The following is a 14192-nucleotide window of genomic DNA, read 5'->3' as shown; positions in this document are numbered from 1 at the left end:
ACCTTACATTGTATGGTTACCTTACGTCGTAAGGTACGTGATTCCGGTGAGCCGACCTCGAACAGTCCAGGACATCGACGTACGAAGGCGAAGGAGCCCACCCATGCACCCGCTGATCCGCACCGCCCGCGTGACCGGGCTGCTCTATCTCGGCGTCGCCATCGCCGGCGGACTCGGTTTCCTGCTCATCCGTCCACAGTTCTTCGTGACCGACGATGCCAACGCGACCCTTGCCGGACTGGTCGAACACGAGTCACTCGCCCGGGTCGGGGTCGCCCTCGAACTGCTCCTCGTGCTCACCCAGGCACTCACCGCCGTCTGGTTCTACCGACTGTTCCGTACGGTCGACTCCGTCGCCGCCGGCAGCATCGCCGTCTTCGGCATGGCCAATGCGGTCGCGATCCTCGGCAGCGCGGCTCTCCTCGCGACGGCGATCGAGGTCGCGCTCACCCCCGTCGGCGACGCGGCGGCCACCGTGCAGCTCATGTACCTCATCAGCGGCAACCTGTGGACGGTGGGCGCGCTCTTCTTCGGGCTCTGGCTCATCCCGATGGGCTGGTGCGTACTCCGGTCGGGATGGATGCCCCGGATCCTCGGCTGGCTTCTCGTCGGCGGCGGCGTCGGCTACGTACTCAGCCCGCTCGTCGGTTATCTCGCTCCCGGGGCGGGGGTGGTCGCCGACGTCCTCACCGTTCCCGCCTCCGTGGGTGAGTTCTGGATGATCGGCTACCTTCTCGTCCGTGGCATCCGCGTGCGGGCGCTCCCCGGAACGCCGCGTGATACGACGGTCTCCCCGCTTCCGGCGCAGTCGCGCGCGTGACCTCCTCCTGCTCCGATTCCGCCCGTGGTCCCGGGGGCGGCAGCGCCGACTGCGGAAGCTTCCCGCCCGGATCATCCGCCCTCGGCGACGACGTCACCGGATCGTCGCGCCGGTGCCGACCTCACTGGATCGTCGCGCCGGTCCGGGTCGGTGCTGGTTCCCGAGCCCGGCGCGACGGAACAGGCGCCGAGGGTGGTCGACCGGAACGGATCGGTCGAGCATCCCCGGCGCCTGCGTCCGGCACGGGAGGTACGGCGTCAGCGGGGCTGGCGGGTCTTCGGTAGGTCGAACTCGTCGGCGGCGCGGCAGTCGCGTGGCCCACCGATGGCGTCCGGGCCGATCCGGTCGAGCGCCTCGCGTGCCCGTACCCGACCCAGGTTCCAGGCGTACCACGGATCCGAGTCGGCCAGCTCGTCGGCGATCCAGCTCAGGGTGCAGCGACGTACCGGATCGGGCAGCTCGCTCAGGGCCGGCGTCGCGTCGGCGGAGAGCGCCCGCAGGTACCAGGCGTCGATCTTGCCCGTGCTCTCGTACCGGCTGATGTTGCGCTGGGCCGCGTAGTCCTCGGGGTTGAGTACGGCCAGACCCAGCAACATCGCCACGGCGAGCCCCACGGTCAGGCGCGGGATCCAGGCTCCCTGCCACCGGATCCCGGCCGCCAGGATCATCACGAAGACGACCCCGAGCAGCAGTTCGAGTGCCATGACGAAGATGCGTTCGCCGGTGAAGCTGTAGACCTGCTGGTAGGTGTACATCCGGGAGAGCGCCGAGATCACGATGACGACGCTGAGCGCGCTGAGCAGGCCGAGCAGTATCCGCAGGAGGACCCGCTCGGCCGGTCGGTCACGCCGCGCCCAGCGGGTGACGCCGGCCAGCACCGCCACGGTCAGCAGCGTGACGGCGAGCAGCTGCCAGAAGCCGCTGCGGGCGTACTCGGCGTAGCTGAGCCCCGTGGTGCGCAGGACGTGCCGCTGGCCGCCGAAGAGAACGGTGAACTGCACCGCGACGAAGCCGATGAACAGCAGGGTCAGGCCGGCGATGGGCGGGGCCCATTCGACGATGCTCAGACTGCGTCGGCTCGGTCTGTCGATAGTGGACAGATCCGGAGGCGCGGAGAGCGTGTACACCGCCGCGACCGTGATCAGTCCACCCATGGCGAGGAGGAAGAGCAGCCGGAACACCGTACTGGCATTGATCTCCGGTACGAGCGCGCCGAGGACCGCCGAGAAGGCGACGTCGGCGGACGAGAGGAGCGCGCCGAAGACGATCAGTACGACCACGGTGGCCGCCACCGACCCCGTGACCCGTCGGGTCATCCCGGAGTTGTCGGAGGCCTGCATGTGCCGGCGTACCCACGGCAGGCCACGGAACGCCGCGAACGGCGCCGCGACCAGACTGAACAGGATCGAGCGTACGAACCGGCCACCGACGATCGCCAGCGCCGCGCAGCCGAGCGCTCCGAAGACGCAGAACGTCACCAGCCACCAGGCGTTGCGGAACGCGAGAACCGAGAGCAGTGCCAGAGCCGCCGCCGCCCATCCGGCCCGGGTCCACCGCTCGGCGCGAGGTAGCTCGGCGGCGGGTCGCCGCACCGCGACGACCACTGCGACGGTCAGGGTGAGCCAACCGAGCAGCCAACCAATGCCGGTACGGCTGAGCGGGACGAAGAATGCCAGTCCCAGTCCCCCGATGAGGACCGCGGCCGGTACGGCCCTACCCTGTGCGGGCGCCGGTCCCGGCCAGCGGGTATCGAGGAACGACGGCGGGGGCGGCGTGTGCGGGAACGCGCGGTACGGCGGCCCCGGCACCTGGACCGGCGCTCCCGACCAGGTCGGTTGTGATGCGGTGCCGGGTTGTGGAGCCGGCGGGGGTGCGGCGCCGGACTGTGGTCTCGGCGGGGGAGCGGTGCCAGGTCGCGGTGCCGGCGGCGTGGTGCCAGCGGCCGGTGGCGTGGCAGTGCTTCCCGGTGGCGTGGCAGTGCTTCCCGCTGGCGTGGCGGTGGTTTCCGGCGTCCGGGGGGAGGGGACCGGCGCCGGCGGGGTGCCGGGCGACCGCACCTCGGTCGACGACGACGCGGCGGCGGGTGGTGTCTCCCCGCCGGACACCGCGGCTGGATCGGACACCGGGGGCGCCTGCGTATCCGGACCGGACGTCGCGACCGGCGCCTTGGCGTCCGCGCCGGATGCTTTCGCGTCCGCGCCGGATGCTTTCGCGTCCGCGCCGGATGCTTTCGCGTCCGCGCCGGATGCTTTCGCGTCCGCGTCGGGTGCGCTCGCGCTCGGCGCGGGGGCCGGGGCGTCCGCGACGGACACCTGGGTATTCGTGGCCGCCACGGCTGCCGGCGTGTTCGCGGCGGGTGCCGGAGCGGGCTGGGCGGCCACGTCCAGCTGCGTCATGGACGTGGTGGCCGGCACCAACGGAATGAACAGCGCGTAGCCACGGGTGCCGGGTGGGACCGTGACCGGAATCGCCCAGCCGGGCTGGCCCTCCGGCCCCGGCCAGGCAATGCTCGGCAGCGGCGTTCCGTCGGCGGACGGCATGACGAGCAGGCGCGGGATGGCGTCGCCGTCGTCGCCCGTCGCGTCGGATGCGGAAGCCGTCGGGAAGCCCGGCGCCGGTGGCGGCTCAGACACAGCATCCTCCTCGGTGAATGGTGTCGACACTGTACGGCCACCCCGTCAACGACTGCTGCCCCGGCTGGGGTTCCGACGTTCACTTTCGAGGCGCCGGAAAAGCGGGTACCGGCACGGGTTCGACCACCCATGCGAACGCGTGCGGTCACCGGCCGTCGAGCCGGTGACCGCACGCGTCGTAATGGGTGGTGGGTGCTGTCGTTCGAACGGGCTACCCGGCGGTCGCGGCGGCCGGCCGGAAGTCCGGGGCGCCGAGAGTGATCTCGGGTGGTGTGGTGGCCGCCCGGCCGTGGTGGGGTACCAGGAGCGCGGCCAGTGCGGCACCGATGCTGGCGACGCCGAGGGCCGCGAATCCCCAGGTGTATCCGCTCTCCGCGGGTAGCCCGCCGGGCAGGGTGTGTGCACCGACGATGCTGGTCATCAGCGCGGCACCGAGCGAGCCGCCGATGGTACGGATGTTGGCGTTCATGCCGTTGGCGACGCCGGTCTGGTGGGCGGGCACGGCCGCCACGATCAGGTTGGACATGGTCGCGAACGCCGCGCCGAAGCCGAGACCGATGATGGCCATCGCGAGCAGGACCTCCCACCGCTGGTCGTGGGCGAGGGTCAGGATCGCGAACGCACCGATGCTGATCACGGTGCCGGCGACGAGTATCCGCTTGGGTCCGAACCGGTGTGACAGCCGTGGCGCGAGCATTCCGGAGAGGAACATCGCGGCGGTCATCGGCAGCAGGATCAGCCCGGCCTGGGTGATGCTGGCGCCGAAGCCGTAGCCGGCCGAGGCGGGTGTCTCCACGAAGGCGGGAAGGAATCCCATCAGGGCGTACATGCCGACGCCGAAGAGCAGGGCGACGAGGTTGGTCGTCCAGACCGCCGGCAGGCGCATCATGCGCATGTCGATGAGTGGGCTCGTGGAACGCGTCTCGACGGCGATCCAGGCGGCGGCCAGGACTACGGCGGCGAGGATGAGGCCGATCACCCGGGCCGATCCCCAGCCCCACGACGAGGCCTGGGTCAGTGGCACGAGCAGGGCGACCAACCAGGCCGCCAGCAGGATGGACGCGGTCCAGCTGATCCGGCCGGGGTGGCGGGTCGGCGACGGCGGAATGACGAAGTGCGATGCGACGGCGGCCAGCACGACGACGATTCCCGGTAGCCAGAACAGCGCGCGATAGCCCAGGGTGCCGGTGATCGGCCCGGCCAGCGTGATGCCGATGCCACCGCCGACCGCGAGCAGCGCGGCGACGATGCCGACGGATCCGGCGACGCGTTCCCGGGGGAGTTCGTCGCGGATGATGCCGAAGGCGAGTGGTACGACGCCGCCGCCCGCACCCTGGATGACCCGGCCGATCAGCATGACGGTGATGTTGGGGGCGACCGCCGAGATCAGCGAGCCGACCGCCAGCGCGCTCAACGAGATCAGCATCACGCGGTCCTTGCCGATCCGGTCGCCCAGGCGGCCGAGGATGGGCGTGAAGATCGATGCCGAGAGCAGGTACGCGGTGAGTACCCAGGTGACCAGGCTCTGGGTGGTGTGGAGATCGCGCTGAATTTCCGGCAGTACCGGGGCGATCAGGCCTTGGACCAGCGCGTACGCCAGCACACCGAGAACCAGCACTACGAGGATCGGCCGTGACGAGGCACGGGTGGGCTGGTCGGATGACAGCACGGAAGTCTCCTGCGAGGACCGGGAGGAATGCGGGGCCACCGGCAGTGGTAGCGGCAGGCCGGGTGTCGCCCGGTGCGGGCGCGGGCCAGCGTGGTGGCCGAGCAAGAACGGTTCGAGAGTACTAGTACTCTCGAACCGTTGCAAGTTGGCGCACTGCCAGCCCAGCGCTCTGGCCTGGGAAAACGTCGGTACGGTGCCGATCAGGCGGGGACGGACGGGGTGGTGCATTCCTCCGGAACGGCCGGGATCTCGCCGACATTCGCCAGGACCGCGTCCAGGAGTCCCGGAAAACGGGCATCGAGGTCCGGGCGCCGCAGAATCGGACGTACGTAGCGGCCGTCGCGGCGCTGCTCGATGAGGCCGCTCTCGCGCAGGATCCGCCAGTGGTGACTGGCGGTCGACTTGGAGACGTCCGGCAGCAGTTCACCACAGCTCAGTCCGCCCGGCGCGCAGGCCAGGCGGGCCACCGCCCGCAGTCGCAGCGGGTTGGCCAGCGCCTCAAGGACGTTGGGCAGGCTCAACTGCTCGCGGGTGGGCTGTGGCGCGTCCATAATTCGAGTCTACTCGAACTGTCGTTCGGCGCTCAGTCGTCGGAAGCCGGGCGCGCTGGGACGGTTCGGCCGCCTCACTCCGCGACCCCTTCGGTCGGTACGAGCCCGTCCAGGTCCTGCGGGTACCAGCGGAGTTCGACCGTGTTGCCGTCCGGGTCCCGTACGTAGATCGAGGTCGCGGCGCCCCGGGCACCGTACCGGCCCACCGGCCCTTCGAGTACGTCGAAGACGCCCGACTCGATCACCTCCGCCCAGTCCAGCGGTTCGACGACCAGGCAGATGTGATCGACGTTCGACTCGCCCCGGGGGCCGTGGACCAGGTCGATGATGGTCTCCGGACTGATCCGTACCGACGGGAACGGGGCCTGTCCCGCGCGCCACTGCGCGACGCGTACCGGCTCCAGGCCGAGTGGTCCGCAGTAGAACTCCAACGCCCGCTCGACGTCCTCGACGTTGAGTACCAGGTGGTCGAAGGCCTTCACTCGCATCCGGGTCACCTCGTTTCCAGCTTGTTGGCCTGGCGCAGCCAGTCGGCGAACAGGGTCGGGTCGATCTCCTCGACGGCGTGCAGTCGTACCGACGCCATCTGCCGGGCGCCCGCGACGAGTCGTCCGGACGGGTCGACGATTTCCTGCCCGCGCCACAACCCGAATGTGACGTACGACGGGTACGCCTTCACCAGGCAGACTGGGTTGCTTCCCGGCTTCTCGCCGAGGCCCCAGACCGGATGGCCGTGCCACATCGCGCCGGTGGCCTCGGGCAGGGTCTCGTCGACGACGGATCGGAGCTTCTCGCCGATCTCCCGCAGCGGGTCGGCGAGACCGGCGAGGTAGTCGGTGACGTTCGTGGTGCTCATGGAACTCCCCTTGTCATGCTGATCGTGGGCGCCGGGCGGCCGGTTGGCGCCGTCCCGCCCCGTCCCGGCCCGCTCGGCGTTGTCCGTGGCCGGACCGGGTGACGCTCTCCACGATCCAACGGACGGCGGCGGTCACCAAGTCATGATCGAGCTACGATCGTTGAGCCAGATTCAACGATGGGCGGGCGGATGCTGGAACGGCACGAGATCGAAACCTTCCTGGCGCTCGCCGAGGAGCTGCACTTCGGTCGTACCGCCGAGCGTCTGCGGGTCACGACCGGGCGGATCAGTCATGTGATCAAGAAGCTGGAACGCCGGATCGGTGCGCCGCTGTTCGAGCGCACCAGCCGCGTGGTCCGGCTCACCCCGATCGGGCTCCAGCTGGCCGCCGACCTGACACCGCTGGTGGCCGGGATGGACGAGGCCGTGCGGCGGGCCGTCGAGGCCGGGCGCGGCGTCAGCGGGCAACTGCGGGTGGCGTTCCTGGGCGAGTGGACCGGGCCGACGCTGCTCAAGGCCGTCAACCTGTTCAACGACCGCCACCCGGACTGCGAGGTCCAGGTGCACGAGGCCCAGCTCTCCAACACCCGGTCTAGCCTGCTCGACGGCTCGATCGACATCCTCTTCGCCTCACGCCCGTTCGACGGCATGGCCTGCGGGCCGACTCTGCTGACCGAGGCGCGCATGCTGGCGGTGGCCGCCGCGCACCCGCTGGCCGGGGAGGAGTCGGTCTCCCTCGAGGTCCTCGCCGACCATCCCGTCGTCCAGTACCCGGCGGTCACGTCCGCGGCGTTCAAGCGGGATCGCACGCCCGAGCAGACCCCGTCGGGCCGGCCCGTGCCGAAGGGCCCGATCGGGAACACGTTCTCCGAACTGCTCTCCCTCGTCGCGCTGGGCAGGGGCATCCTGCCGGTGGGCGAGCACAGCCGGCGCTACTACCCCCGCCCGGACGTCGCGTACGTGCCGATCCACGACGCGCCGCCGATCGAACGGGGACTCGTCTGGTTGGAGACCAACACCACCACCCGGGTACGCGAGTTCGTCCGCGCCGCCACGGACGCCAACGCCGCGACGGACGCCAACGCCGTAACGGAGGCGAACGGAAAACGCCGGCCGGCGGGGTGACGGCAGGTCGGGGCCGCCCGACATGATGGGTCGGTGGAGCCGCCTACGCCGAGCCCCGACCCGGAAACGACGACCCGTCGCTACGTCACCGGGCGAGCCGAGCCTGCCGACGGGTACGGCCGCTATCTGGAGCTGCTGCACGGGAACTTCACCGCGTTGCCCGACGAGCGGCGTGGACCCTTCCTCCGCTCGATGCGCGACGACGCCCGCCAGGTCAGCGACGCCGAACTGGAGTTCATGCTCCAGCCCGGGAGGATGGTCGACTGGCGGACCCGGCTCACGGCGGCCTGGCTGATCGGCTTTGATCGCCGTACCCGGTTCCGGGCCATGCTCGGCGGGCTGCTGCTCGCGAGCGAACTCGTGTACGCCGGTCAGGGCTACTGTTTTGCGTTGAGCCGGTTCGGGCAGCCGGAGGACGCCACGATCCTCGCCGCGTACCTGGACCGCTACCTGCCGCAGACCGATCGCCACTACAACCAGCCGGATGCGATGGGCGGACTGCTACACCTCGACTACCAACTGGGTACGACCGAGGCGGCCCGGTTCCTCGGCCCGGACGGCCTGTGGAGCCGATCCGCGTTCGCCCGGCAGGATCCCGTGTCCCGGGCGGACCGGATGGCGTTGCTCTGCGACATCGCCGAGTGGATCATGACTACGGACTGAGCGGCGTACTACGGCCGGCTGTTGGGATGCTGGTCGACGAAGGCCATCCAGGGATCCTCCTCCGGCGGTCCGCCGTCCGGTGGCTCGGACACAGGTGGCTCGGACAGAGGTGGCTCGGACACGGCCGGATTGGCCACAGCCGGGGCGGGCGCAACCGCGACCGGGGCCCCGCCGGCTGTGGCCCCGCCGGCTGCGGCGCTAGCGACCGGGGCGACGCCGGACGGGGCGACGGCGGATGGCGCCTCGACCGGCTCCGCCCCCCTGGCGACCCGTACGTCGTCGCCGGGGCCCGCCGGGCCGGTGTGGCGCGGGTCCGCCGACTCCGCCAGCGCGGCGTGGTGCCGGGCGGCGAGCAGCGCGGCCAGTGCGGTGGTGATCGGCACGGCGGCGATCAGGCCGATGGTGCCGACCGCGCTGCGGACGAGTTCCTGGGCGATGAGCTGACTGGTGAGCAGTTCGCTGACCGGGGTGCTGCCGCTGGCGAAGAGCAGCATCAGCGGCAGCGAGGCTCCGGCGTACGCCAGCACGATGGTGTTGATGACCGAGGCGATGTGGGCGCGGCCGATCCGGGTGGCGGCACCGTAGAGCCGCCGGAACCCGTACCCGGGATTCGCCTGGGCCAGCTCGGTGACGGTGGCCGACTGGGTGACGGTGACGTCGTCGAGCACCCCGAGGGAGCCGATGACGATGCCGGCCAGCAGCAGGCCCTGCATGTTGACCTCGCCCTGGGTGATGGCGAGGTAGTTGGAGGTCTCGTCGGCGATGCCGGACAGGTGGGTGGCGGCGGTGGCGATCGCGGACAGGGCCGCGGTGATGCTCAGGCTGACCAGCGTGCCGGCCACCGCGACCGTGGTGGTCATGCTGAACCCGTGCGTCAGGTACAGCACGGTGAGCATGATCGCCGCAGCGCCGACGATGGCGACCAGCAGCGGCGAACGCCCGTCGAGGATCGCCGGGACGATGAACATCAGCAGCACCGCGAAGGTGGCACCGAGCCCGGCGAGCGCGGTCAGGCCCCGCCACCGGCCGAAGGCGACGACCGCGAGCGCGAACGCCGCGCCGAGCAGCCACAGCTGGTGGGACCGCTGATGATCGAGGATCGAGTACGGCCGCTCCGGGCTCCCCTCCAGGTACAGCAGCACCACCTCGTCGCCGGTGGCCACGCGTACGGCACCCGGCCCGGACGGTACGTCGGTGGTGATCTGCTGACCGGCGCCGACACCCTCGGTCAGCGCGACCGTGACCGTGCCGCACTCGGTCGGTGCACCGGGCGGTAGTTCCTCGCCCTCGGGCAGTTCGGGGCAGGGAACGGACTCGACCGCGACGACCTGCCCGAACGCCCGGGTCGGCCCGTCGACCGCCTCCGGTGTGGGTGAGTCCCGGGGCCAGAGCAGCGCCATCGACACGATGGTGAGGATCGCCGCCGGAATCAGCAGGGCCAGGGTCAGCCGACGCGCCGCCGGACTCGACGACCGACCGGAGCGCGGTGGGTGGCTGTGGAGATGAGCGCGACTCATGGGTACGTCTGACGGCCTTCCTCGTGCGGACGGGGCCGGCGGAGGCCGACCGGGATTCTCCAGCCGCGAGCATGTCACGCCGGGACCCGGTGACGGCAGTTCCGACGCCCGCGACCAGCTCAACGGCGCCGCGACGTGGAGTTGGCGGGGCGTCACCACGTGCCGGCCGCCGAGGTCGTCGACGACCGTCCGGACCCTCCTCCCGCCGGCGCGGCCGGGTCAGGCGATGGTCGTGACGAGGTGGGCGACGGTCCGGGCGACCGCCTCGCGGGCCGGGGCCAGGTACCTGCGCGGGTCGACGACGGGTCCGGCGTCGAGTTGGGCGCGGATCGCGTCGGTGAAGGCCACGTTCAGGATGGTGCCGACGTTGATCTTCACGATTCCGGCCCGTACGGCCCGGGCCAGGGCGTCGTCGGGAACGCCGGACGAGCCGTGCAGCACCAGGGGTACGGCCAGCGCCTCCCGGAGCCGGGCGATCAGGTCGAAATCGAGCGTGGCGGTACGGTCGGTCATCGCGTGCGAACTGCCCACCGCGACCGCCAGGGCGTCGACCCCGGTGGCGGCGACGAACTCGGCCGCCTCGACCGGATCGGTGCGTACCCCCGGGGCGTGCGCGCCGTCCTTGCCGCCGACCTCGCCCAGTTCCGCCTCCAGCCACAGCCCGTGCTCGTGGGCCCAGTTCGTCGCGGCGGCGGTGGCGGCGACGTTTCCGGCGTAGTCGAGTGTGGAGGCGTCGAACATCGCCGAGCTGATCCCGGTGCCCCGGACGGCGTGCAGCAGGTCGCGACTCTCGACATGGTCGAGGTGTACGGCCACCGGCACCGCCGCGAGTTCGGCCACGGCGGTGGTGGCGGCGGCGATCGGGGCGAGCCGACCGTGGTGGAAACGTACCGCGTTCTCGCTGATCTGAAGGATCACCGGTCGGCCGGCCTGCTCCGCTCCGGCGACGATCGCCTCGGCGTGCTCCAGGGTGATCACGTTGAAGGCCGCGATCGCGGTGCCGTTCGCCTGAGCCTGGCCGACCAGTTGTCCGGTGGTGCGCAGGGGCATCCGGGGTGCTCCGTTCGGTCTTGACAGTTTCCCACCAGAAAGCAACGATCCACATCGTTACACAAGTTGGCGGCACCGCAGCACGAGGAGGTCGCGGATGGGCGGTCAACTGCTGGTGGGCCTCGACGTCGGCACGACGGGGAGCAAGGCCGTCGTCTTCACCGAGTTGGGCGACCCGGTCTCGCAGGCCGCCGCCGGTACGCCCTGGACGACCACCGCGACCGGCGCGGAACTCGACCCGGACGCCCTGCTGGCCGCCGCCCGGGGCGCCCTGGCCACCGCCCTCGCCGACGCCCCGCCCGGCCGGGTCGCCGCGGTGGGCGTGGCGAGCATGGGCGAGTCCGGGGTGCTGCTGGATTCCGCCGGGCACCCGCTGGGGCCGATGATCGCCTGGCACGACACCCGCGACGAGGACGAACTGGCCGACCTGCACGCCCGGATCGGCCCGGACACCTTCGCCCGGACCACCGGGCTGCCGCTGCGGCACCAGTGGGCGCTCACCAAGCACCGCTGGCTGCGTGGCCACCATCCGGAGAGCCGGCGCGCCGTACGCCGGCTCAACGTCGCCGAGTGGGTCGTGCGGGGACTGGGCGGTGACGAAGCCTGCGAACAGTCGCTCGCCTCGCGTACCGGCTGGCTGCGGCTCGACGGGCGGGACTGGTGGCCGGAGGCCCTCGACTGGTCGGGCGCGAGCGCGTCGCTGATGCCCGAGCTGGTGACGGCCGGCACCCCGCTGGGTACGGTCGCCGACCGGGCCGGCCTGTCCCGGCTGACCGGCGCGACGCTCACCGTCTGCGGCCACGACCACCAGGTCGCCGCCATCGGCGCCGGTGCGCTGCGTCCGGGCGACGAACTGGACTCCTGCGGTACGGCCGAGGCGCTGGTCCGCTCGGTCGCCCCGGGCCTGCCGCCGGAGACCGTCGCCGGACTCGTCGACGCCGGAGTCACCGTCGGCTGGCACGCCCTGGCCGGGCGCTGGTGCCTGCTCGGCGCGACCACCGGAGGACTGACCCTGCAACGGGTGCTGGCCGGGCTCGGTCTCGACCGGGCCGACCTGCCGGAACTCGACGCGCTCGCGAGCCGGGTCGACCCGTCCCGGCACGGCGTGACGATCGAGGACGAGGGCCGTTCGATCGGCGTACCGGCGCGACCGCTAACCGGTGCTCCGGTCACGAGCGCCGGGCCGGCGGAGATCTGGCGGGCGGCGCTGGAGTCGGTGACCGAGGAGATCGGCGTGATCCACGACGCGATGACGTCGTACAGCGGCGTTCACCACGACCTGGTGGCGGTCGGCGGCTGGGCGCGCAGTACGGCGCTGATGGAGGTCAAGGCCCGCCGGCTCGGACCGGTACGCCGTTCCCCGGTCGCCGAGGCCGGTGCCCGGGGTGCCGCGCTGCTGGCCGGGCTGGCCGCCGAGGTGTACGCCACCGCCGACGACTTCCCCGACCCCGCCCGAACCGGACGACCAGATGGCGGCTGATCCTCCCGGCACCCACGAGCGCCCCGCCGAGCGCCCACTCGACACTCCAGCCGGTACGAACAGCCGGCCGCCGTACGCCGACGAGCGCAGGCAGCACATCCTCCAGGCGGTACGCAGCCGGGGACGGGTCGACGCCGCCGAGCTGGCCGGCGCGCTCGGCGTCACCGGTGAGACGGTTCGTAAGGACCTGATCCGGCTGGAACGCAACGGTCTGCTGCGACGGGTACACGGCGGCGCGGTCCCGGTGGAGAGCCTCTCGTACGAGCCGGCGGTGCCGGTCCGTACCGGATTTCGGGCCGAGAAGGAGCGGATCGCCCGCGCGGCCCTGGCCCACCTGCCGGCGTACGGCTCGGTGCTGATCGACGCCGGGTCGACCACCGCCCTGCTCGCGGCGATGTTCCCCGGGCATCCGGAGCTGACCGTCTACACCAACGCGCTGCCGATCGCCCTGGCCCTGGTCGGCCGGCCCCGGCTGACCGTCGTCACGCTGGGCGGCCGGCTCCGGGGGCCGACCCTGGCCCAGGTCGACGACTGGGCGGTCCGGGGCCTCGCCGAGATCAACGTCGACGTCGCGTTCCTCGGCACCGACGGCATCTGTCTGGAGCGCGGCCTGACCACCCCGGACCCCGCCGAAGCGGCGGTGAAGCGGCAGATGGTCCCGTCGGCGAAGCGGCGGATCCTGCTCGCCGACCACAGCAAGGTCGGGCTGGTCCGGGGCAACCGGCACGCGGATCCGCGCGACATCGACCTGTTCATCACCGACAGCGGACTACCCGACGCGCGGCGCCGGGAACTGGCCGACGCCGGTCTGACGGTGGAGTACGCGTGATCCTCACCCTGACCCTCAACCCCAGCGTCGACCGGACGGTGTTCGTCGACGCGCTGCCCCGAGGCGCGGTGATCCGGAGCCGTCGGGGCTGGAGCGAGCCGAGCGGCAAGGGCGTGAACGTCGCGCTGGCGCTGCACCGGCACGGGGTGCCGGCCACCGCGGTGCTCCCGGTCGGTGGCCAGGTCGGCGGCCAACTGTCCGAGATGCTCGGCCGCGCGGAGCTGCCAGTGCGGCAGGTCGCCATCCAGGGCGAGATCCGCAGCAACATCAGCCTGGTCGAGCCGGACGGCACCGTCACCAAGGTCAACGAACCCGGACCGGTACTCCGGGCCGACGAGACCGAGGCACTGGTCCGGACCGTCCTGGACAACCTCGCCGACGTCGCCTGGCTGGCCTGCTGCGGCAGCCTGCCGGACGGCGTACCCGTCGAGGTGTACGCCCGGCTGGCGCGGGCGGCCCGGGACCGGGGCGTCCGGGTCGCGGTCGACACCTCCGGCGAACCGCTGTGGGCGAGCCTCGCCGGCCGCCCGGACCTGGTCAAGCCGAACGCACACGAACTCGCCCACCTGGTCGGGCGACCACTGCGGACGCTCGGCGACGTCGTCGACGCGGCGCGGGAGGTCCGGGGACTCGGCGCCGAGGCGGTACTGGCCAGCCTCGGCCCCGACGGTGCCCTGCTGGTCGACGCGGATGAGGCGCTGCACGCCGAGGCGACCGTCGCCCGGATGGTCAGCGCGGTGGGAGCCGGCGACGCCGCTCTGGCCGGATTCCTGCACGGCGGCGGCAGGGGAGCGGCGGCACTGCGTACCGCCGTCGCCTGGGGGACGGCGGCGGTGCAGCACGAGGGCACGCTCTTCTCGGCCGTCGATCCGGACCAGGCCGTGCTGCTCCGCTCCGACTTCGACCGGGCCCGGCGACTGCGGGACGCCGACGCCGTACCCGGGCACGAAGGCCGGTCCGACCCACCCGGCTGATCCGGCCCCCGGATCTCGGACGGTG

13 protein-coding genes are annotated in these 14192 nt (G+C 71.9%); 6 read left to right on the top strand and 7 right to left on the bottom strand.

Going from position 1 to position 14192, the window contains the following annotated elements; all coding sequences use genetic code 11:
• Positions 1 to 103: 103 nt before the first annotated feature.
• Positions 104 to 820 (top strand): DUF4386 domain-containing protein, encoded by a 717-nt coding sequence (locus H4W31_RS41585; protein ID WP_192771602.1) that lies wholly within the window; start codon positions 104 to 106, stop codon positions 818 to 820.
• Positions 821 to 1077: 257 nt separating this feature from the next.
• Here the strand turns inward: H4W31_RS41585 and H4W31_RS41580 are convergent, their stop codons facing one another.
• From H4W31_RS41580 to H4W31_RS41560, 5 genes are all read right to left on the bottom strand, one after another.
• Positions 1078 to 3453 carry a DUF4153 domain-containing protein gene (locus tag H4W31_RS41580; protein ID WP_192771601.1) on the bottom strand — a complete coding sequence of 792 codons (2376 nt, stop codon included), beginning with the start codon at positions 3451 to 3453 and terminating at the stop codon, positions 1078 to 1080.
• A 211-nt stretch (positions 3454 to 3664) separates the two neighbouring features.
• The gene (locus H4W31_RS41575; RefSeq protein ID WP_318783685.1) at positions 3665 to 5122 is read right to left on the bottom strand and encodes an MFS transporter; all 1458 of its coding nucleotides are present in this window, start codon (positions 5120 to 5122) and stop codon (positions 3665 to 3667) included.
• A 200-nt stretch (positions 5123 to 5322) separates the two neighbouring features.
• Entirely contained in the window at positions 5323 to 5673 is a 351-nt protein-coding gene (locus H4W31_RS41570) for an ArsR/SmtB family transcription factor (protein WP_192771599.1), read from the bottom strand.
• Positions 5674 to 5747: 74 nt separating this feature from the next.
• Entirely contained in the window at positions 5748 to 6161 is a 414-nt protein-coding gene (locus tag H4W31_RS41565; protein ID WP_192771598.1) for a VOC family protein, read from the bottom strand.
• A gap of 5 nt (positions 6162 to 6166) precedes the next feature.
• Positions 6167 to 6529: a DUF1801 domain-containing protein gene (locus tag H4W31_RS41560; protein WP_192771597.1), complete on the bottom strand. Its 363-nt coding sequence runs from the start codon at positions 6527 to 6529 to the stop codon at positions 6167 to 6169.
• 189 nt (positions 6530 to 6718) lie between these two features.
• On the opposite strand from H4W31_RS41560, the gene H4W31_RS41555 reads away from it, so the two are divergent.
• Positions 6719 to 7654: a LysR family transcriptional regulator gene (locus H4W31_RS41555; protein WP_192772805.1), complete on the top strand. Its 936-nt coding sequence runs from the start codon at positions 6719 to 6721 to the stop codon at positions 7652 to 7654.
• Between the two features lie 33 nt (positions 7655 to 7687).
• The gene (locus H4W31_RS41550; RefSeq protein ID WP_192771596.1) at positions 7688 to 8317 is read left to right on the top strand and encodes a DUF6000 family protein; all 630 of its coding nucleotides are present in this window, start codon (positions 7688 to 7690) and stop codon (positions 8315 to 8317) included.
• 8 nt (positions 8318 to 8325) lie between these two features.
• Here H4W31_RS41550 and H4W31_RS41545 read toward each other — a convergent pair whose 3' ends face one another.
• Both H4W31_RS41545 and H4W31_RS41540 read right to left on the bottom strand, forming a co-directional pair.
• The gene (locus tag H4W31_RS41545; protein ID WP_192771595.1) at positions 8326 to 9834 is read right to left on the bottom strand and encodes a YibE/F family protein; all 1509 of its coding nucleotides are present in this window, start codon (positions 9832 to 9834) and stop codon (positions 8326 to 8328) included.
• A gap of 219 nt (positions 9835 to 10053) precedes the next feature.
• The gene (locus H4W31_RS41540) at positions 10054 to 10884 is read right to left on the bottom strand and encodes a class II fructose-bisphosphate aldolase (protein WP_192771594.1); all 831 of its coding nucleotides are present in this window, start codon (positions 10882 to 10884) and stop codon (positions 10054 to 10056) included.
• A gap of 97 nt (positions 10885 to 10981) precedes the next feature.
• Between H4W31_RS41540 and H4W31_RS41535 the strand changes: the two genes are divergently transcribed.
• From H4W31_RS41535 to pfkB, 3 genes are read left to right on the top strand one after another with little or no spacing between them, the layout of a single operon-like run.
• Positions 10982 to 12364 carry an FGGY-family carbohydrate kinase gene (locus tag H4W31_RS41535; protein ID WP_192771593.1) on the top strand — a complete coding sequence of 461 codons (1383 nt, stop codon included), beginning with the start codon at positions 10982 to 10984 and terminating at the stop codon, positions 12362 to 12364.
• On the top strand, positions 12354 to 13193 hold the full coding sequence (locus H4W31_RS41530; protein WP_192771592.1) for a DeoR/GlpR family DNA-binding transcription regulator: 840 nt from the start codon (positions 12354 to 12356) through the stop codon (positions 13191 to 13193). Before H4W31_RS41535 ends, H4W31_RS41530 begins: the two co-directional genes overlap by 11 nt.
• Positions 13190 to 14167, top strand: coding sequence for a 1-phosphofructokinase (pfkB, locus tag H4W31_RS41525; protein ID WP_192771591.1), 978 nt, complete (start codon positions 13190 to 13192; stop codon positions 14165 to 14167). The genes H4W31_RS41530 and pfkB overlap by 4 nt, the downstream gene beginning before the upstream one ends.
• Positions 14168 to 14192 lie beyond the last annotated feature (25 nt).

This window comes from Plantactinospora soyae (assembly GCF_014874095.1).
Taxonomy (GTDB): domain Bacteria; phylum Actinomycetota; class Actinomycetes; order Mycobacteriales; family Micromonosporaceae; genus Plantactinospora; species Plantactinospora soyae.
Note: the sequence above shows the minus strand (reverse complement) of the source record. Positions and strands in the feature narration are given on the sequence as shown.